This is a genomic window from Stutzerimonas sp. R40042 (genome assembly GCF_026642215.1).
GTDB lineage: Bacteria > Pseudomonadota > Gammaproteobacteria > Pseudomonadales > Pseudomonadaceae > Stutzerimonas > Stutzerimonas frequens.
In genome coordinates this window covers 2,372,549-2,390,711 of the sequence record NZ_CP113258.1, presented here as the reverse complement: position 1 = coordinate 2,390,711, position 18,163 = coordinate 2,372,549, and the positions used below count along the sequence as shown (strand labels likewise).

Genomic DNA, 18,163 nt, shown 5'->3' with positions numbered 1-18,163 from the left:
CTATGAGCAACACCCAAGCTGCTGCTGGATCGGCGGGCACTTCACCGAGCCGAACGAACAGAAAACGCAGCAATCCCCTGGGTTGGGGCGCAGCAGCGCCTTGCAGTTGCTGCACTCGTAATAGAACTGGCAGGCGTCCGTGGGCATGGTTTCCGGCTTGGCGAAGCCGCAGCGCGGGCAAGTCAGCACGGACTCAAGGACAATGGCGCTCATCGTGACCTCACTTCTGCACTGTGGAGGGGTATCCCGCGTTCGCGGTCGCCTCAGTCAGTGCCTCGGGCTGGGCCTTATCGGGATCGTAGGTGACGGTCGCCGTCTTCTGGTCGAAATTGACCTGGACGTCACTCACGCCGGACACCTTCTCCAGCGACTTCTTGACCGTGATCGGACAGAGTCCGCACGTCATGTTCTGCACGTCGAGCGTGACGGTTTTCGGGGGAGCCGCCAGCGCCACGAAGGGCAAGGCGAAAAGCACGGCGATCAGCAGTTTGCGCATGGTTAATCTCCTTCAGTAGAACAGCGGGGCGAGCCACGGCACGGCCAATAGGCCGAGCAGCAGCACGCTGACGATCCAGAACACGAGTCGCTGTCGCACGAGCGTGCGCGGATCGGCGCAGGGTGTACCTGGCGTACAAACCTGTGGCACCAGGTAGAGCTTGCGGAATGCCAATCCCAGGAACAGTAGAGTCAACCCGATGAAGAGGGGGCGTAGTGGCTCCATCATGGTCAGAGCGCCCACCCACGTACCGCCGACACCGAGTGCCAACAGCACCAGTGGCCCGACACAGCACACCGACGCACCGATGGCGGTCAGCGAACTCGCGACCAGCGAGCCTTTCCCGGTGAGTTGCATCCCCATTCCCATCTCCTGAGCCTGATTGCCTAGGTGCTATTCTAAACTCCGTACCAAAGTACGGAATCAAGGAGAAAGTGATGGCCACAGAGCTGACCATTGGCAAGCTGGCAGACGCCGCCGGGGTGAACGTCGAGACGATCCGCTACTACCAGCGACGCGGGCTGCTGGATGAACCAGCCAAACCCTTGGGTGGCCATCGGCGCTATCCGGTGGACATGGTGAAGCGACTGCGTTTCATCAAGCGGGCTCAGGCGCTGGGTTTCACGCTCTCGGAAGTCGGTGGACTGCTGACGCTGGATGAGTCGTGCGCCTGTGCCGAAACGCGAGCACGGGCTGCACGCAAGCTCGCGTTGATCGAGCAGAAGATGGCCGACTTGGTCGTCATGCAGCAACTGTTAGGCGAACTGGTGCAGCAATGTGATGCGGGAGACGGCGGAACGATCTGCCCGATCATCGAGGCACTGATCAGAGAGTAATGCCTGGCGGGTGAGCTGGAGATCGGAAAGCCCCTTTACGGTGGGATTCAGAGCTTACGTTGGTTTTTGGTTCCATTGCTCCCCAAACCCCGAGTTCCTTGACGTGCTGCAGCAGGGTGCCGCCCACGCCGTGGACGATGCACTTGGGCACGCCGGTGGTGCCGCTGGAGTAGAGGATGTATAGCGGCTGGTCGAAGGGCACGGCGGTGAATTCGGGTTCGCCGCCGGGGCGGTAGAAGTCCTGCCACAGCGACACTCGGGCCTGGGTGCTGAAGTCGGCGGGCTTCGCCTCGGGCCGGGAGTAGGGCACGACGACGAGTTGCTCCAGGCTCGGCAGGCGTTCGAGGATTTCACCCAGCTTGGCGGCCAGGTCCAGATTCTTGCCGGCGTAGCGGTAGCCGGCAGCGGCGATCAGCACCTTGGGCTCGATCTGGCCGAAGCGGTCGATCACCCCCTGGGTGCCGAAGTCCGGCGAACAGGACGACCAGGTGGCGCCGAGGCTGGTGGCGGCGAGCATGCCCACCACCGTCTGCCAGGTGTTGGGCATAAAGGCCGCGACCCGGTCGCCGACGCCCACGCCAGCCGCGCGCAGGCTGCGCTGCAGGCCAGCGACATGCCCGGCCAGCTCCAGGTAGCTGAGCTGCTCGCGGCTGCCGTCTTCGCCCACGGCCACCAGCGCCGGATGCGGGTCGCGGCGGCGCAGCAGGTGTTCGGCGAAATTCAGCCGGGCGCCGGGGAACCAATCGGCGTCGGGCATGGCCGGGCCCTCGCGCAGCACCCGCTCGGCGGGCGCGCTGAAGCGAATCTCGAAGAAATCGACGATGGCCTGCCAGAAGGCCTCGCGCTGTTCGATGCTCCAGGCGTGCAGGGCCGGGTAGTCAGCCAGTTCGAGGCCGTGGCGCCGGTTGATCAGGCGGCGGAAGGCATCCAGGCGGGTAGCGGCGATACGTTCGGCGGAGGGCGTCCAGAGAGGCTGCTGCATGGCCGGTCCTCGTCGTTGCTTGTCGGTACTTTCTACCCTAGCGCAAGCGGACGGGGTTGCCTTGACGCGCAGCGACGCTTATCGCCACGCGACCGACCTTCTGCCGCAGTGACGCCACCACGGCAACTGGCGCGAAACGCAAGGTGGCTCGGAGCGTAGGGTGGATCACGCTTCACCGATCCACCATGGCGTGACACCGTGGTGAGGATTGGTGGATGAACAAAGCGTCATCCACCCTACGGGCTTATCGGCTCAGGCGTGCGCGCGCCACCCGCGAACCGTTGGCCTTGCCCAGCACCTCGCAGATGCGCTGGCCGGCGGCGATCAGCTTGTCCATGTCGATGCCGGTGTCGATGCCCAGACCCTGCAGCATGTAGAGCACGTCCTCGGTGGCGACATTGCCGGTGGCGCCCTTGGCGTAGGGACAGCCGCCGAGGCCGGCGACCGAACTGTCGAACACCTGGATGCCTTCGAGCAGGCTGGCGTAGATATTGGCCAGGGCCTGGCCGTAGGTGTCGTGGAAATGTCCGGCCAGCAGGTGGCGGGGGATGTCGCGGCCGACCACGTTGATCAGGTGGCGGGTCTTGCCCGGCGTGCCGGTGCCGATGGTGTCGCCGAGCGATACCTCGTAGCAGCCCATGGCGTACAGCTCGCGGGCGACGCTGGCGACCTGCGCCGGGTCGATCTCGCCGTCGTAGGGGCAGCCGAGCACGCAGGACACATAGCCGCGCACGCGCACCTTGGCGGCCTTGGCCGCCTCCATCAGCGGCACGAAGCGCTCCAGACTCTCGGCGATGGAGCAGTTGATGTTCTTCTGCGAAAAGGCCTCGCTGGCGGCGGCGAATACCGCCACCTCTTCGACCTCGGCCTGCAGGGCGGCCTCGAAGCCTTTCAGGTTCGGCGTCAGCGCGGCGTAGGTGACGCCCGGCTGGCGCTGGATGGCGGCGAAGACGTCGGCGGAGCCGGCCATCTGCGGCACCCATTTGGGCGAGACGAAGCTACCAACCTCGACATAACCGAGGCCGGCGGCGCTCAGGTCGTCCACCAGGCGCACCTTGTCGGCCACGCTGATCGGCTGTTTCTCGTTCTGCAGGCCGTCGCGCGGGCCGACTTCGACCAGGCGTACGGATTTGGGCAGGCTCATCGGGGTTCCTCGTATGTATCCGTTGTCATCGCGCGTGCGCGGTGGCGTAGGGTGCGCCGTGCGCACCATGGGGTTTGGCTATCTTAGGGCGCTTGCTGCGCATGACGCACGACAGCGTAGGGTGGATGTCGCTTTTTACATCCACCAACGCAGCCGTTGGTGCGCAAAGCCTAGGCGGCCCCGCGACACCCTACGACAATTCCACCAGCACCGCGCCGTCGCCGACCAGCTCGCCTTCGCGGCAGTAGATGGCCTTGACCGTGCCGGCCTCGGGCGCGCGGATGCTGTGTTCCATCTTCATCGCTTCCAGCACCACCAGGGCGGTGCCGGCCTCCACGGCCTGGCCCGGCTCGACCAGTACGCGGACGATGCTGCCGTTCATCGGCGCGGTCAGGCCGCCGTGCTGATGATGGCTGGCCTCGGCGGCGGCGATCGGGTCGAAGCGGCTGACCGCGTGCAGTTCTCCCTGCCATTGCAGGTACAGGGTGTCGCCCTGGCGGATCGCGGGCAGGCGCTGCTGCGCCGCGCCGGGCACCAGCAGGCTGTCGCCCTGCAGATGCGCCTGGCCGCTGGCGCGCACCTTGCGGCTGCTGCCCTGGCAGCTCAGGTGCAGTTCGATCTCCGCCGGGCCGCCGCTGCGCCAGCCGCTGCGCGCGGCCCAGGGCGAATGGGCGTCGTCGGCGCGACGGTGTGCGGCTTCGCTCTGGATAAAGGCATCGGCCGCCAGTTGCCAGAAGGCCTCCGGCAGCTCGCTGGGCGGTGGCAGCAGCTGCGCCTCGTGGCGCGGGATAAAGCCGGTGTCCAGCTCGGCGGCGGCGAAGGCCGGATGGGCCAGCACGCGACGCAGGAAGGCCAGGTTGGTCTTGACCCCGCCGACCAGGGTTTCGTCGAGCATGGCCAGCAGGCGCAGGCGCGCTTCCTCGCGGTTCTCGCCCCAGGCGATGACCTTGCCGAGCATGGGATCGTAGAAGGGCGAGACCACATCGCCCTGGGCCACGCCGCTGTCGGTACGTCGGCCGGGGCCGGCGGCGGCTTCGCGGTACAGCGCCAGGGTGCCGGTGGCCGGGAGGAAGTCGTGGTCCGGATCTTCCGCGTACAGGCGCACCTCGATGGCGTGGCCGTTAAGCGGCACTTGTTCCTGCGTGATCGGCAGCGCCTCGCCGCGGGCGACGCGAATCTGCCAGGCCACCAGGTCGAGGCCGGTGATCAGCTCGGTGACCGGGTGTTCCACCTGCAGGCGGGTGTTCATCTCCATAAAGAAGAAGTCGCCGCGCTCGTCCAGCAAAAATTCCACGGTGCCGGCGCCGACGTAGCCGATGGCCTGGGCGGCCTTGACCGCCGCCTCGCCCATGGCGCGGCGCAGTTCGGGTGACAGGCCGGGGGCGGGGGCTTCTTCCACCACCTTCTGGTGGCGGCGCTGGATCGAGCAGTCGCGCTCGTTCAGGTACAGGCAGTGGCCGTGCTGGTCGGCGAATACCTGAATTTCCACGTGGCGCGGTTTGAGTACGTATTTTTCCACCAGCATGCGCGAGTCGCCGAACGACGACTGCGCCTCGCGCTGGGCGCTGGCCAGGGCCTCGGCCAGCTCGCTTTCGCGCTCGACCACCTTCATGCCCTTGCCGCCACCGCCGGCAGCGGCCTTGAGCAGCACCGGGTAGCCGATGCGCTCGGCGGCCTGGCGGAAGGTGTCGATATCCTGCGCTTCGCCGTGATAGCCGGGCACCAGCGGCACGCCGGCGGCCTCCATCAGCGCCTTGGCCGCGGACTTGCTGCCCATGGCGTCTATGGCCGAGGCGGGCGGGCCGAGGAAGATCAGCCCGGCTTCTTCGATGGCGCGGGCGAAACCGGCGTTTTCCGAGAGAAAGCCGTAGCCGGGGTGGATGGCCTGGGCGCCGCTGGCCCTGGCCGCGTCGATCAGCTTGTCGATCAGCAGGTAGCTTTCCGCCGGCTTGGCGCCGCCCAGATTCACCGCCAGGTCGGCCTCGCGCACATGCCGCGCCGTGGCGTCGATGGCGCTGTGCACCGCCACGGTACGGATGCCCATGGCCTTGGCCGTGCGCATCACGCGGCAGGCGATCTCGCCGCGGTTGGCCACCAGCAGGGTGTCGATAGGCTTGAGGTTCATGCTTGTTGCTCCTGCCAGGCGGGCGTGCGTTTGTCGAGGAAGGCGCGCAGGCCTTCCTGGCCTTCGGCGCTGACGCGCAGACGGGCGATGGCGTTCTCGGTATAGCGGCGCAGGGCCGGCGTCAGTTCGCCGCTGCCGACTTCGCGCAGCAGGTCCTTGCTGGCGCGCATGGCCTGCGGGCTATTGAGCAGCAGGTTGGCGATCCAGGCCTCGGCCTGGGTATCGAGTTCGGCGGCCGGGCAGGTCTCGGCGAGCAGCCCGAGCTCGCGGGCGCGGTGGCCGTCGAAGCGCTCGGCGGTCAGTGCGTAGCGCTTGGCCGCGCGTTCGCCCAGTGCTTGGACCACGAAGGGACTGATCACCGCCGGGGCCAGGCCGATACGCACTTCGGACAGGGAGAACAGGCTGTCCTCGGCGCCGATGGCCATGTCGCAGCAACTGACCAGGCCCACCGCACCGCCGAAGGCCGCGCCCTGCACCACGGCCAGGGTGGGGATCTTCAGGGCGGCCAGGTTGTACATCAGCTCGGCCAGCTCGCGGGCGTCATTGAGGTTGGCGTTGTAGTCGAGCTCGGCGGCCTGCTGCATCCAGGCCAGGTCGGCGCCGGCAGAAAAGTGCTTGCCGCGGCCGCGCAGCAGCAAAAAGCGCAGGCTCTTGTCCTCGCCAACGGCGTCGAGGGCGAGGATCAACTCGCGGATCATCGCGGCGTTGAAGGCGTTGTTCTTCTCCGGGCGGTTGAGCCACAGGGTGGCAAAACCGCGCGGGTCTTTTGCAAGCTCGATGGTGGTGAAGTCGGTCATGGTCATTCCGTAGGGTGCGCCGTGCGCACCGATACATTGGATTCGGTGTGGGAGGGGCTTTAGCCGCGACCTGTAGCGCGGTTGTCGCGGCTGAAGCCCCTCCCACGGATTACATGCGGAACACACCGAAACGGGTCGGCTCGATCGGTGCATTGAGGCTGGCCGACAGGGCCAGGGCCAGCACTTCGCGGGTCTGCGCCGGGTCGATCACGCCGTCGTCCCACAGTCGGGCGCTGGAGTAGTATGCGTGCGCCTGCTTCTCGTACTGCTCGACTATGGGCTGCTTGAGGCGCTGCTCGTCCTCGTCCGAATAGTGCTGACCGGCGCGCTCGGCCTGCTCGCGCTTGACCTGCACCAGCACGCCCGCGGCCTGTTGCGCGCCCATCACGCCGATCTTGGCGTTGGGCCACATCCATAGAAAACGCGGGTCGTAGGCGCGGCCGCACATGCCGTAGTTGCCGGCGCCGAAGCTACCGCCGATGATCACGGTGAACTTCGGCACCTGGGCGCAGGCCACGGCGGTGACCAGCTTGGCGCCGTGTTTGGCGATACCGCCCTCTTCATATTTTTTCCCGACCATAAAGCCGGTGATGTTCTGCAGGAACAGCAGCGGAATGCCGCGCTGGCAGGCCAGTTCGACGAAGTGCGCGCCTTTCTGCGCCGACTCGGCGAAGAGGATGCCGTTATTCGCCAGGATCGCCACCGGGTAGCCGTCGATGCGGGCGAAGCCGCACACCAGGGTGGTACCGAACAGCGCCTTGAATTCATCGAACTGCGAGTCGTCGACGATACGGGCGATCACCTCGCGCACGTCGAACGGCTGCTTGGCATCACTCGGAATCACCCCGTACAACTCCTCGGCCGGGTAGCGCGGGGCGATGGGCGCGCGGGCGTCGAGCTGGCCGAGCTTGCGCCAGTTGAGATTGGCGATGCTGCGCCGGGCCAGGGCCAGGGCATGTTCGTCGTCGTCGGCATAGTGGTCGGCCACGCCGCTGGTCTTGCAGTGCACATCGGCGCCGCCCAGCTCCTCGGCACTCACCACTTCACCGGTGGCGGCCTTGACCAGAGGCGGGCCGGCCAGAAAGATCGTCGCTTGCTGGCGCACCATAATGGTCTCGTCGCTCATCGCCGGCACGTAGGCGCCGCCGGCGGTGCAGGAGCCCATCACCACGGCGATCTGGGGAATCCCCATTGCGCTCATATTGGCCTGGTTGAAGAAGATCCGCCCGAAATGCTCGCGGTCGGGGAACACCTCGTCCTGGCGCGGCAGGTTGGCGCCGCCGGAGTCCACCAGGTAGATGCACGGCAGGCGGTTCTCGCGGGCGATGGCCTGGGCGCGCAGGTGCTTTTTCACGGTCAGCGGGTAGTAGCTGCCGCCTTTTACCGTGGCGTCGTTGGCCACGATCATGCACTCGACGCCTTCGACCCGGCCGATGCCGGCGATCACCCCGGCGGCGGGTACCTCTTCGCCGTAGACCTCGTGGGCGGCGAGCTGGCCGATCTCCAGGAAGGGCGAGCCGGGGTCGAGCAGGCGGTTGATGCGTTCGCGCGGCAGCAGCTTGCCACGCGCGGTGTGGCGCGCCTGGGCCTTCTCGCCGCCGCCTTCGTGCAGGCGGGCGAGCAGGGCGCGCAGGTCGGCGACCTGCTCGAGCATGGCCGCGCTGTTGGCGGCGAACTCCGGGGAGCGGGTATTGATCTGGGTATGCAGGATGGCCATGGTCGCTTCCTGTAGGGTGCGTCGTGTGCACCCTGCCGTTGTTTTGGTGCGCATGGCGCACCCTACGGATTACTTGGTTTCGTTGAACAGCTCGCGGCCGATCAGCATGCGGCGGATCTCGCTGGTGCCGGCGCCGATCTCGTAGAGCTTGGCGTCGCGCAACAGGCGGCCGGCCGGGTACTCGTTGGTGTAGCCGTTGCCGCCGAGCAGCTGGATGGTGTCCAGGGCCATCTTGGTGGCCATTTCGGCGGTGTAGAGGATCACCGCCGCGGCGTCCTTGCGCGATTCCTCGCCGCGGTCGCAGGCCTTGGCGACGTTGTACAGGTAGGACTTGGAGGCGTTCATGCCGGCGTACATGTCGGCCAGCTTGCCCTGCACCAGCTGGAATTCGCCGATGGACTGCTTGAACTGCTGGCGCTCGTGCACGTAGGGCAGCACCACGTCCATGCAGGCGCTCATGATCCCGGTGGGGCCGCCGGAGAGCACGGTGCGCTCGTAGTCCAGGCCGCTCATCAGCACGCGCACACCGCCGCCTTCGCTACCCAAGATGTTTTCTTCCGGCACCTCGCAGTCTTCGAACACCAGCTCGCAGGTGTTGGAGCCGCGCATGCCCAGCTTGTCCAGCTTCTGGTGGCGGGAGAAGCCCTTGAAGTCGCGCTCGACGATAAAGGCGGTCATGCCGCGCGAGCCGGCGTTGATGTCGGTCTTGGCGTAGATCACGTAGGTGTTGGCGTCCGGGCCGTTGGTGATCCACATCTTGTTGCCGTTGAGCAGGTAACGGTCGCCGCGCTTCTCGGCGCGCAGCTTCATCGACACCACATCGGAGCCGGCGTTGGGCTCGCTCATGGCCAGGGCGCCGACGTGCTCGCCGGAGCACAGTTTGGGCAGGTACTTGAGCTTCTGCTCGTGAGTGCCGTTCTTGCGGATCTGGTTGACGCACAGGTTCGAGTGCGCGCCGTAGGACAGGCCAACCGAGGCGCTGGCGCGGCTGATCTCTTCCATGGCCACCACGTGGGCCAGGTAACCCATGTTGGTGCCGCCGTATTCCTCTTCCACGGTCATGCCCAGCAGACCCATGTCGCCGAACTTGCGCCACATGTCCATGGGGAACTCGTTGTCGCGGTCGATCTGCGCCGCGCGCGGGGCCAGCTCGGCCTGGGCGAAGTGGTGGACCGCATCGCGCAGCATGTCGATGGTTTCGCCGAGGCCGAAGTTGAGGGTGGGGTAGCTCATGGGACACCTTTTGTTGTTTTGGGGTGCGCCGTGCGCACCGGGTCGGTTGGGGGGGCGCGACGCACCCTACATGTCGGTTTCGGCCAGGGCTGCCAGGCAGCGCTCCTCGGCGGTATCGAGCTCCAGCTGCATCTGCCGGATGTCCAGCAGCTGCTGCTCGAGCTGGGCGCGGCGTGCGGCGATCTTTTCCATGAAGGTTTCCAGCTGCTTGCGGTTGCCGCTGCTGGGGTCATAGAGGTCGATCAGCTCCTTGCACTCGGCCAGGGAAAAACCGATGCGCTTGCCGCGCAGGATCAGTTTCAGGGTGACCAGATCGCGGGGGCTGAAGATGCGCTCCTGGCCGCGGCGCTCGGGGGCGAGCATGCCTTGCTCCTCGTAGAAGCGGATGGCGCGCGGCGTCACGTCCAGTTCGCGGGCCAGGTCGGAGATGGAGTAGGTGGTGGGCATCGGGGTGCTCTCGTTTACCTTTACGTTAACGTAAAGCTGGAAAAGCACCCCTGTCAAGTACGGACGATGCCGTCAGAAGGTGTGAACGGCCATGCCGAGCGCGCCAGCCAGCGCGCCCAGGACCATCTCCTGCTGCAGGCGCAGGCGGCTGGCGGGCTCGTCGCAGGCAGCCTGGGTCCAGGCCGGCAGCTGGTTGAGCAGCGAGACGATGGCCCGTACCGCGCCGCGACGGACAGCGTCTGGCGCCTGGCCGCACAGCGGCGCCACGGCCTGCAGCCAGTGCTGTTCGTAGCGCTCGCGCAGCTCGAGGATCTGCTCCAGCGGCTCGGGTGGCAGGCAGCACAGCTCGTATTCGGCCAGACGAAAGTGCAAGGGCATGCTCTGGTGCAACTGCAAGTGGCGTTCGAGCAGCGCGCGCAGCCGACTCCTGGCGTCGGGCTGGCTCTTGAGCAGTTGTTCGGCGCCCAGCGTCAGGGCGCTGTAGAACTCCTCGATGAACTCGAACAGCAGCGCTTCCTTGCTCTCGATATGGTTGTACAGCGAGCCGGCGGCGATACCCATATGGGCGGCCAGGTCACGCATGCCGACGCGACTGAAACCACGCTCGGCGAACAGCTCCAGCGCCGCACGCTGGGCATCCTGATAGCGTATTCCGGCCTTGCTGCGCGGCGCCGGGCGTGCCACCGGGCTAGACACGGAACTGCTCCGGGGCGCTGTCCTCGGCCTGGGTGACGTTCTGGTTGATATCTTCGCTCACGTGGACTTGCTCCAGGGTAGTGCTGGCGATGGATGTGGTGAGGTCGCCGAGATTGCGCAGCGCCTCGCCGCTTGCAGGTCGAGCCCGGACAACTCCGCGGCAGGTTCGGCAGAAGGGCGGGTGCGTGGCGCCCGCCGTTGCGTCAGAGCGGGTAGTGCGCCAGCTCGCGGGCGATCAGCAGGCGCTGGATCTCGCTGGACCCCTCGTAGATCTGGGTGATGCGCGCGTCGCGGTAGTACTTCTCCACCGGGAAGTCCTCCAGGTAGCCGTAGCCGCCGTGGATCTGGATGGCCTTGGAACACACCCATTCGGCCATTTCCGAGGCGAACAGCTTGGCCTGCGAGGCCTCCGACAGGCAGCTCAGGCCGGCGCTCTTCAGCTGCGCGGCATGCAGGATCAGCAGGCGCGCGGCGTTGAGCCGGGTGTGCATGTCGGCCAGCAGGTTGGCCACGCTCTGGTGCTCGGCGATCGGCTTGCCGAACTGCACGCGCTCGCGCGAGTAGCCCAGCGCCGCCTCGAAGGCCGCGCGGGCGATCCCCAGGGCCTGGGCGGCAATGCCGATACGCCCGCCCTCGAGGTTGGCCAGGGCGATGGCCAGGCCCTTGCCGCGCTCGCCGAGCAGGTTGTCTTGCGGAATGCGGCAGTCCTGCAGGGTCACCGCGCAGGTGTCCGAGGCCTTGATGCCCATCTTGTGCTCGCTGCGCTCGACCACGAAGCCGGGAGTGTCGGTCGGCACCAGAAAGGCCGACAGGCCCTTCTTGCCCAGCGCAGGATCGGTGACCGCGAAGACGATTGCCAGCTGCGCACGCTTGCCGTTGCTGACGAACTGCTTGGCGCCGTTGAGCACCCAGTGACCGTCCTGCAGCAGCGCCTGGGTGCGCAGGTTGTTGGCCTCGGAGCCGGCCTGCGGTTCGGTCAGGCAGAAGCAGCCGATGGCCTGGCCGCTGGCCAGCGCCGGCAGCCAGGCGTCCTGCTGGGCCGCGCTGCCGTACTTGAGCAGCGGCCCACAGCCCACCGAGTTGTGGATGCTCATCAGCGCGCCGAGGGCGCCGTCGCCGGCGGAGATTTCCTCCACGGCCAGGGCATAGGCCACATAGTCGGTGTAACTGCCGCCCCAGGCATCCGGCACCACCATGCCGAGCAGACCCAGTTCGCCCATCTGCGCCACCACGGCGTCGTCGATCCAGCCGGCCTGCTCCCAGGCCTGGGCGTGCGGCGCCACCTCGCTGCGGGCGAAGTCGCGCGCCATGTCGCGGATCATGCGTTGTTCTTCGGTCAGTTGCAGATCGTTCATCATGTTCTCCTGCGCTCAGGCGGTGCGAAGGGGCTTGCCGGAGGCCGGGCGGAAGCCGTTGAAGAAGGCCTGCACCCGCGCCGGCGCCAGCTCATCCAGGGTGGGCGGGTTCCAGCGCGGCTGCTTGTCCTTGTCGATGATCAGGGCGCGCACGCCTTCCATCAGGTCGCCCTTGGCGAACCACTGGTAATCCAGGTGCAGCTCCAGGGCGAAGCAGTCGGCCAGGCTCAGGTAGCGGCCGCGGCGCAGCAGCTCCAGGGTCACCGCCATGGCCAGCGGCGAGCGGCTGTCGAGTACGCGCAGGGTCTCCTCGGCCCAGTCGCGCAGCTCCGGGCGGCTCTCGCGGCGCAGCGCGTCGCGAATCGCCAGCAGGTCGGGCAGGGCGAAATGCTGGTCGATCGCCGGGCGCAAGGCCTTCAGCTCGGAACCGGGGATGCGCACGGTGGCCAGCTCGGTGAGCAGCGCGCGCAGGTCCTCGTGGGGCGAGTCGCTCCACTGCAGCTGGTCGAGACGGGCGTCCAGCTCGGCGAGCCGTTCGCTGGCCAGGCAGTAGTCGGCCAGGTCGGCGTAGAGCGCGTCGGCGGCGCGCACCTGCACGCCGGTGACACCCAGGTACAGGCCCAGTTCGCCCGGCAGGCGTGGCAGGAAGTAGCTGCCGCCGACATCGGGGAAGAAACCGATGCCGACCTCGGGCATGCCCATCCGCGTGCGCTCGGTGATCACTCGCAGCGAAGCGGCCTGGGCCAGGCCCATGCCGCCGCCCAGCACGTAACCGTCCATCAGCGCCAGTACCGGCTTGGCGTAGCCGTGCAGGTATTCGTCGAGGGCGTATTCCTCTTCGAGGAACAGCACGTTCTGGTTGTCGCCGGCACGCTGGCTCTCGTACAGCATGCGGATGTCGCCGCCGGCGCAGAAGGCCTTGCCGCCGGCGGCACGCAGGACCACGGCGACTATCGCCGGGTCCTGCTCCCAGGCCCAGAGGTGGCGGCAGAGCAGGCGCACCATGGGCAGGTCGAGGGCGTTGAGGCCCTCGGGGCGGTTCAGCGTCAGATGGCCGATGCCGTTGCGCACCTCGGCCAGTACCGCTTGCTCCTGGCTCATGTTCAGGCTTCCCGACGGAACAGGTTGATGATCGCGGAGAAGTCCAGGCCGCCATGGCCCTGCAGGCTGAAGGTCTGGTACAGCTGCTGGGCGGTGGCGCCAAGCGGCACCGGCTGGCGCGCGTGGCGTGCGGCATCGGTGGCCAGGCCGAGGTCCTTGAGCATCAGGTCGCTACCGAAGCCACCGCTGTAGCCGCGTGCGGCGGGCACGTTGTCCAGCACGCCGGGGAAGGGGTTGTACAGCTCCGAGCTCCAGCAACGACCGCTGGAGGTGTTGATGATGCCGGCCAGCACCTTGGCGTCCATGCCCAGGGCCACGCCCAGTGCCATGGCTTCGGCGACGCCGACCATGGAGATGCCCAGCAGCATGTTGTTGGCGATCTTGGCCACCTGGCCGTTGCCGGCGCTGCCGCAGTGCACCACGTTCTTGCCCATGGCCGAGAGAATCGGCAGGGCCTGGTCGAACACGCTGACCGAGCCGCCGACCATGAAGGTCAGGGTACCGGCCGCGGCGCCGCCGGTGCCGCCGGAGACCGGTGCATCGAGCATGGGATTGCCCTGGGCGATGGCCAGGGTCGCCACCTCGCGGGCGCTCAGCGGGTCGATGGTGGAGCTGTCGATCAGCAACACGCCCTGGCCGACATGGGCCAGCAGGCCGTCCTTGCCCAGGTAGACCTGTTTCACGTGGGCGGCGGTCGGCAGCATGGTGACGATCGCCTCGACCCCGGCCTTGGCCACCGCGGTGGGCGAGGCGGCGGCGCTGGCGCCGGCCTCCACCAGCGCGGCGACCGCCTGGGTGAAGGGGTCGAAGACGGTCAGGCTGTGGCCGGCCTTGAGCAGGTTGCGGGCCATGGGGGCGCCCATGTTGCCGAGGCCGAGAAATCCGATATGCATGGTGGATACTCCGTAGATGAGGGTGGCGGCAGCGATTCAGTGATGGCGGAAGTTCGGCGCACGCTTGGCGACGAAGGCCTGCATGCCTTCCTTCTGGTCGTGACTGGCGAACAGCGAGTGGAACAGGCGGCGCTCGAAACGCACGCCTTCGGCCAGGCCGATCTCCTCGGCGCGGTTGACGCATTCCTTGATCATCATCGCCGCCGGCAGCGATTTGCCGGCGATGCCGCGGGCCGCTTCCAGGGTGCGTTCCAGCAGCTCGGCGGCCGGCAGCACGCGGGCCACCAGGCCGGCACGCTCGGCTTCTTCGGCATGCAGCTGGCGGCCGGTCAGGCACAGCTCCATGGCCTTGGCCTTGCCCAGCGCGCGGGTCAGGCGCTGGGTGCCGCCGATGCCGGGGATCACCCCCAGGCTCAGCTCCGGCAGGCCGAAGCGGGCGTTGTCGGCGGCGTAGATGAAGTCGCACATCAGCGCCAGTTCGCAGCCGCCGCCCAGGGCGTAGCCGGCCACCGCGGCGATGATCGGCTTGCGCCGCGCGGCGATGCGGTCGGCGGCGGCGAAGAAGTCGTCGAGGTAGATCTGCGGGAAGCCCTTGTCGGCCATTTCCTTGATGTCGGCGCCGGCGGCGAAGGCCTTGGCCGAGCCGGTGATGACCAGGCAGCCGACCTCCGGGTCGGCCTCCAGGCGGTCGAGGGCCTGGTTCAGTTCTGCGATCAGCTGGCTGTTCAGCGCGTTGAGGGCCTGCGGCCGGTTGAGGGTGATCAGGCCGACGCGCTCGCGCACCTCGACCAGCAGGGTTTCGTAGTTCATCGGCGTGTTCCTGGCGGGGCCGGCGCGCGGGCGCCGGCCCGGGTGGTCATTTCAGGGTGATGGTGGTGTTCACCGCACCGCCGTCGGCATCCTCGTCGAACCAGCGCTGGGTGACGGTCTTGGTCTGGGTGTAGAAGGTCACCACCTGCTTGCCGTAGGGGCCCAGGTCGCCGAGCTTGGAGGCGCGCGAGCCGGAGAAGGAGAACAGCGGCACCGGCACCGGAATCGGCACGTTGATGCCCACCTGGCCGACGTCGATCTCTTCCTGGAAGTGCCGCGCGGCGGCGCCGGAGCGGGTGAACAGGGCGGTGCCGTTGCCGTTCGGGTTGGCGTTGATGATGTCGATCGCCTCCTGCAGGCTGGCGGCCTGCATCACGCACAGCACCGGGCCGAAGATTTCCTCGCGGTACACGGTCATCTGCGCGGTAACCCCGGAGAAGATGGTCGGGCCGACGAAGTTGCCGTCCTGATAGCCCGGCACGTGCGGGTTGCGACCGTCCAGTTCCAGCTTGGCGCCTTCCTCGACGCCCTTGACGATCAGGCCGGTGATGCGCTCCAGGGCGGCGCAGGAGATCACCGGGCCGATATCGGTGCCCGGCTCGGTGCCGGCGTTCACCTTGAGGGTCTTGGTGCGTTCGATCAGCTCCGGCAGCCAGGCCTGCGCCTCGCCGACCAGGATCACCACCGGCAGGGCCATGCAGCGCTGGCCGGCGGCGCCGAAGGAGGCGCCGAGCAGGTTGTTGAGGGTCTGCTGCTTGTTGGCGTCGGGCAGCACGATGGCGTGGTTCTTCGCTCCCATCATGCACTGGGCGCGCTTGCCGTTCTGGCTGGCGCGGTTGTAGACGTGGGTGCCGACCTGGGTCGAACCGACGAAGGACACCGCCTTGATGTCCGGGTGGTCGCACAGCAGGTTCACCGCATCGACCCCGCCATGGATGACGTTGAGCACGCCCTTGGGCACGCCGGCCTCCAGGGCCAGTTCGACCAGGCGCATGGTCACCAGCGGGTCCTGCTCGGACGGCTTGAGCACGAAGGTGTTGCCGCAGGCGATGGCCATGGGGAACATCCACAGCGGGATCATCGCCGGGAAGTTGAACGGGGTGATGCCGGCGCATACGCCCAGGGGTTGCAGCAGGGTGTAGGTGTCGACGCCGCCGGCGACGTTGTTGGCCAGCTCGCCCATCTGCAGGGTGCCGATGCTGGCGGCATGCTCGACCACTTCCAGGCCGCGGAACACGTCGCCTTCGGCATCGGGCAGGGTCTTGCCCTGTTCGGCGGTGAGCAGGGCGGCCAGCTCCTTGATGTTGTCGCGGATCAGTTGCTGGTATTTGAGGAAGATCCGCGCGCGGGCGCCGATCGGGGTCTTGCGCCAGGTTTTGAAGGCTTCCTTGGCGGCGGCCACGGCGGCGTCCATTTCGGCGGCGGTGGCGAAGGGCACGCGGGCCAGCACCTGCTGGGTGGCCGGGTTGACCACGTCGCGCCACTGGGTGGTCTTGGATTCGACGAATTCGCCGTTGATGAGCAGCTTGACGCTGGGAACGCTGGAAGAGGTCATTTTCGGTCCTGCCTGCTTTCTTGAGGTCGAGTGGGTCCCCTCGGCCGGTGCGGCCGAGCGGTCGGGGTGATTTGCGGAGGGCCGGCGCGCCGGCCCGGTTTCAGCCCTTGAGCTGCGGGAAGTCTTCTTCGAAGTATTCCTGCGCGCCGCGTTCGCCCTGGCGGCGCTGCACTTCCATCTGCCGCAGTTCGACCCGGCGGATCTTCCCGGAGATGGTCTTGGGCAGCTCGGTGACGAACTCGATGCGCCGCACCCGCTTGTAGGGCGCCAGGTGCTCGCGGGCGAAGGCCAGGATGTTTTCCGCCAGCGCGGCGCTGCCGGGTTCGTCGTGGGCGAGGATGAGGAAGGCCTTGGGCACGGCCAGGCGTACCGGATCCGGGCTCGGCACGACCGCCACCTCCATCACCGCCGGGTGCTCGATCAGTGCGCTCTCCAGCTCGAAGGGGCTGATGCGGTAGTCGGAGGCCTTGAACACGTCGTCGGCGCGGCCAACGAAGGTGACGTAGCCGTCGGCGTCGACCGACGCGGTGTCGCCGGTGCGGTAGTAGCCGCCGCGCATCACCTCGGCAGTCTTCTCCGGGCTGTCCTCGTAGCACAGCATCAGGCCCAGCGGATGGGGCTCCAGCGGCAGGGCCACCTCGCCGTCGCTGGCCGGCTGGCCGTCGGGGTCGAGCATGCACACCCGGTAGCCGGGCAGCGGACGGCCCATGGACCCGGGTTTGAGCGGCTGGCCGGGGGTGTTGCCGACCAGGGCGGTGGTTTCCGACTGGCCGAAACCGTCGCGCAACCACAGGCCCCAGGCATGCTGGATCTGCTCGATGATCTCCGGGTTGAGCGGCTCGCCGGCGCCCACCAGTTCGCGCAGGCGCAGGCGGCCTTTCAGGCTGGCCAGGTCTTCCTGGATCAGCATGCGCCATACCGTGGGCGGCGCGCACAGGCTGGTGACGCCGTATTTTTCCAGCACGCCGAGCAGGGCCGGAGCGCTGAAGCGGGCGACGTTGTGAATGAAAATGCAGGCGCCGGCGTTCCACGGCGCGAAGAAACAGCTCCAGGCGTGCTTGGCCCAGCCCGGCGAGGAGATGTTCAGGTGCAGGTCGCCCGGCTGCAGGCCGATCCAGTACATGGTCGAGAGGTGGCCGACCGGGTAGCTCTGGTGGCTGTGCAGGACCATCTTCGGTTTGCTGGTGGTGCCGGAGGTGAAGTACAGCAGCATGGGGTCGGTGGCCAGGGTGGTGCCCTCGGCAGTGAACGCGCTGGCGTGCTCCGCGTAGGTCTGATGCGGCGTCCAGCCCGCCACCGGTGCACCGACGCAGATGCGCGTGCAGCCTGCGGCCAGGTCGGCGAACTTGCCGGTGTGCTCGCTGCCCACCACCAGGTGGCGCACCTGGCCGCGATCGATACGGTCGCGCAGGTCCTCGGCGGTGAGCAGGGCGGTGGCCGGGATCACCACGGCACCGAGCTTGAAGGCGGCGAGCATGGTTTCCCACAGGGCGATGTGGTTGCCCAGCATCAGCAGCATGCGTTCGCCACGGCGCACGCCGAGGGCGCGCAGGTGGTTGGCCACGCGGTTGGAGCGCTCGGCCAGTTCGGCGAAGCTGTAGCGCTGCTCGCTGCCGTCTTCCTCGACTATCCACAGCGCCGGCGCCTGGTTGCCCTCGGCCATGGCGTCGAAGTAGTCCAGTGCCCAGTTGAACTGGTGCAACTGCGGCCAGCGGAAGTCGCGCACCGCGGCGGCGTAGTCGGTGCGGTGGGCCAGGAGGAAGTCGCGTGCGGCGACGAAGGGTTGGCTGTTGCGGTTCATGGCGGTTCTCCTGCGATCGGCGCGGTACGGGCGGTCAGGCGGCGCGGTGGCCGGCATGGACGAGGCACATGCGGGCGGTCGATGGCGGGAGGAGGGTGGCAGCGGAGGATGGTTTCATGGCGAGTGCCCTTGTTTATTTTTGTTGGGACTGGCCCGGTTTTATCACCAGGCTGGT

At 67.5% G+C, this 18,163-nt stretch carries 17 protein-coding genes and 1 pseudogene; 1 reads left to right on the top strand and 17 read right to left on the bottom strand.

Features of this window, described 5'->3' with window-relative positions:
• From OUY36_RS11370 to OUY36_RS11360, 3 genes are read right to left on the bottom strand one after another with little or no spacing between them, the layout of a single operon-like run.
• Nucleotides 1-213: a GDCCVxC domain-containing (seleno)protein gene (locus tag OUY36_RS11370; protein ID WP_003089113.1), complete on the bottom strand. Its 213-nt coding sequence runs from the start codon at nt 211-213 to the stop codon at nt 1-3.
• 7 nt (nt 214-220) lie between these two features.
• Nucleotides 221-496, bottom strand: coding sequence for a mercury resistance system periplasmic binding protein MerP (gene merP / locus OUY36_RS11365; protein ID WP_003150552.1), 276 nt, complete (start codon nt 494-496; stop codon nt 221-223).
• A gap of 12 nt (nt 497-508) precedes the next feature.
• On the bottom strand, nt 509-859 hold the full coding sequence (locus OUY36_RS11360) for a mercuric transporter MerT family protein (protein WP_003089115.1): 351 nt from the start codon (nt 857-859) through the stop codon (nt 509-511).
• Nucleotides 860-933: 74 nt separating this feature from the next.
• On the opposite strand from OUY36_RS11360, the gene merR reads away from it, so the two are divergent.
• A complete protein-coding gene (gene merR / locus OUY36_RS11355) occupies nt 934-1,332 on the top strand; it encodes an Hg(II)-responsive transcriptional regulator (protein ID WP_003089120.1) in 399 nt (132 codons plus the stop codon).
• Nucleotides 1,333-1,417: 85 nt separating this feature from the next.
• On the opposite strand, the pseudogene OUY36_RS11350 reads toward merR, so the two are convergent.
• The 14 genes and pseudogenes from OUY36_RS11350 to OUY36_RS11285 form a co-directional block, all read right to left on the bottom strand.
• A pseudogene (locus tag OUY36_RS11350) lies at nt 1,418-2,314 on the bottom strand (AMP-binding protein); the annotation flags it as partial.
• 244 nt (nt 2,315-2,558) lie between these two features.
• Entirely contained in the window at nt 2,559-3,458 is a 900-nt protein-coding gene (locus OUY36_RS11345; protein ID WP_023123350.1) for a hydroxymethylglutaryl-CoA lyase, read from the bottom strand.
• Between the two features lie 190 nt (nt 3,459-3,648).
• Complete coding sequence (locus tag OUY36_RS11340) at nt 3,649-5,583, bottom strand: acetyl/propionyl/methylcrotonyl-CoA carboxylase subunit alpha (RefSeq protein WP_023123349.1); 1,935 nt, start codon at nt 5,581-5,583, stop codon at nt 3,649-3,651.
• Nucleotides 5,580-6,380 carry a gamma-carboxygeranoyl-CoA hydratase gene (locus tag OUY36_RS11335; RefSeq protein WP_023123348.1) on the bottom strand — a complete coding sequence of 267 codons (801 nt, stop codon included), beginning with the start codon at nt 6,378-6,380 and terminating at the stop codon, nt 5,580-5,582. The genes OUY36_RS11340 and OUY36_RS11335 overlap by 4 nt, the downstream gene beginning before the upstream one ends.
• A 109-nt stretch (nt 6,381-6,489) precedes the next feature.
• Nucleotides 6,490-8,097, bottom strand: a complete 1,608-nt coding sequence (locus OUY36_RS11330; protein ID WP_023123347.1) for a carboxyl transferase domain-containing protein — start codon at nt 8,095-8,097, stop codon at nt 6,490-6,492.
• A gap of 69 nt (nt 8,098-8,166) precedes the next feature.
• Complete coding sequence (locus OUY36_RS11325) at nt 8,167-9,330, bottom strand: isovaleryl-CoA dehydrogenase (protein WP_042919589.1); 1,164 nt, start codon at nt 9,328-9,330, stop codon at nt 8,167-8,169.
• Nucleotides 9,331-9,396: 66 nt separating this feature from the next.
• A complete protein-coding gene (locus OUY36_RS11320) occupies nt 9,397-9,777 on the bottom strand; it encodes a MerR family transcriptional regulator (RefSeq protein WP_003239740.1) in 381 nt (126 codons plus the stop codon).
• 72 nt (nt 9,778-9,849) lie between these two features.
• The gene (locus tag OUY36_RS11315; RefSeq protein WP_023123345.1) at nt 9,850-10,473 is read right to left on the bottom strand and encodes a TetR/AcrR family transcriptional regulator; all 624 of its coding nucleotides are present in this window, start codon (nt 10,471-10,473) and stop codon (nt 9,850-9,852) included.
• A gap of 203 nt (nt 10,474-10,676) precedes the next feature.
• Nucleotides 10,677-11,828, bottom strand: a complete 1,152-nt coding sequence (locus tag OUY36_RS11310) for an acyl-CoA dehydrogenase family protein (RefSeq protein WP_023123344.1) — start codon at nt 11,826-11,828, stop codon at nt 10,677-10,679.
• A 15-nt stretch (nt 11,829-11,843) separates the two neighbouring features.
• Entirely contained in the window at nt 11,844-12,929 is a 1,086-nt protein-coding gene (locus OUY36_RS11305) for an enoyl-CoA hydratase/isomerase family protein (RefSeq protein ID WP_023123343.1), read from the bottom strand.
• 2 nt (nt 12,930-12,931) lie between these two features.
• Entirely contained in the window at nt 12,932-13,822 is an 891-nt protein-coding gene (gene mmsB, locus OUY36_RS11300) for a 3-hydroxyisobutyrate dehydrogenase (RefSeq protein ID WP_023123342.1), read from the bottom strand.
• 36 nt (nt 13,823-13,858) lie between these two features.
• Nucleotides 13,859-14,632, bottom strand: a complete 774-nt coding sequence (locus tag OUY36_RS11295; RefSeq protein WP_003239749.1) for an enoyl-CoA hydratase — start codon at nt 14,630-14,632, stop codon at nt 13,859-13,861.
• Nucleotides 14,633-14,678: 46 nt separating this feature from the next.
• On the bottom strand, nt 14,679-16,187 hold the full coding sequence (locus OUY36_RS11290) for a CoA-acylating methylmalonate-semialdehyde dehydrogenase (protein ID WP_023123341.1): 1,509 nt from the start codon (nt 16,185-16,187) through the stop codon (nt 14,679-14,681).
• A 100-nt stretch (nt 16,188-16,287) separates the two neighbouring features.
• A complete protein-coding gene (locus tag OUY36_RS11285) occupies nt 16,288-17,988 on the bottom strand; it encodes an AMP-binding protein (protein ID WP_023123340.1) in 1,701 nt (566 codons plus the stop codon).
• Between the last annotated feature and the right edge of the window lie 175 nt (nt 17,989-18,163).

Coding starts and splice junctions, on each gene's coding strand:
- OUY36_RS11370 (WP_003089113.1), bottom strand. CDS start 213: ATGAGCGCCATTGTCCTTGAGTCCGTGCTGACTTGCCCGCGCTGCGGC.
- merP (WP_003150552.1), bottom strand. CDS start 496: ATGCGCAAACTGCTGATCGCCGTGCTTTTCGCCTTGCCCTTCGTGGCG.
- OUY36_RS11360 (WP_003089115.1), bottom strand. CDS start 859: ATGGGGATGCAACTCACCGGGAAAGGCTCGCTGGTCGCGAGTTCGCTG.
- merR (WP_003089120.1), top strand. CDS start 934: ATGGCCACAGAGCTGACCATTGGCAAGCTGGCAGACGCCGCCGGGGTG.
- OUY36_RS11345 (WP_023123350.1), bottom strand. CDS start 3,458: ATGAGCCTGCCCAAATCCGTACGCCTGGTCGAAGTCGGCCCGCGCGAC.
- OUY36_RS11340 (WP_023123349.1), bottom strand. CDS start 5,583: ATGAACCTCAAGCCTATCGACACCCTGCTGGTGGCCAACCGCGGCGAG.
- OUY36_RS11335 (WP_023123348.1), bottom strand. CDS start 6,380: ATGACCGACTTCACCACCATCGAGCTTGCAAAAGACCCGCGCGGTTTT.
- OUY36_RS11330 (WP_023123347.1), bottom strand. CDS start 8,097: ATGGCCATCCTGCATACCCAGATCAATACCCGCTCCCCGGAGTTCGCC.
- OUY36_RS11325 (WP_042919589.1), bottom strand. CDS start 9,330: ATGAGCTACCCCACCCTCAACTTCGGCCTCGGCGAAACCATCGACATG.
- OUY36_RS11320 (WP_003239740.1), bottom strand. CDS start 9,777: ATGCCCACCACCTACTCCATCTCCGACCTGGCCCGCGAACTGGACGTG.
- OUY36_RS11310 (WP_023123344.1), bottom strand. CDS start 11,828: ATGAACGATCTGCAACTGACCGAAGAACAACGCATGATCCGCGACATG.
- OUY36_RS11305 (WP_023123343.1), bottom strand. CDS start 12,929: ATGAGCCAGGAGCAAGCGGTACTGGCCGAGGTGCGCAACGGCATCGGC.
- mmsB (WP_023123342.1), bottom strand. CDS start 13,822: ATGCATATCGGATTTCTCGGCCTCGGCAACATGGGCGCCCCCATGGCC.
- OUY36_RS11295 (WP_003239749.1), bottom strand. CDS start 14,632: ATGAACTACGAAACCCTGCTGGTCGAGGTGCGCGAGCGCGTCGGCCTG.
- OUY36_RS11290 (WP_023123341.1), bottom strand. CDS start 16,187: ATGACCTCTTCCAGCGTTCCCAGCGTCAAGCTGCTCATCAACGGCGAA.
- OUY36_RS11285 (WP_023123340.1), bottom strand. CDS start 17,988: ATGAACCGCAACAGCCAACCCTTCGTCGCCGCACGCGACTTCCTCCTG.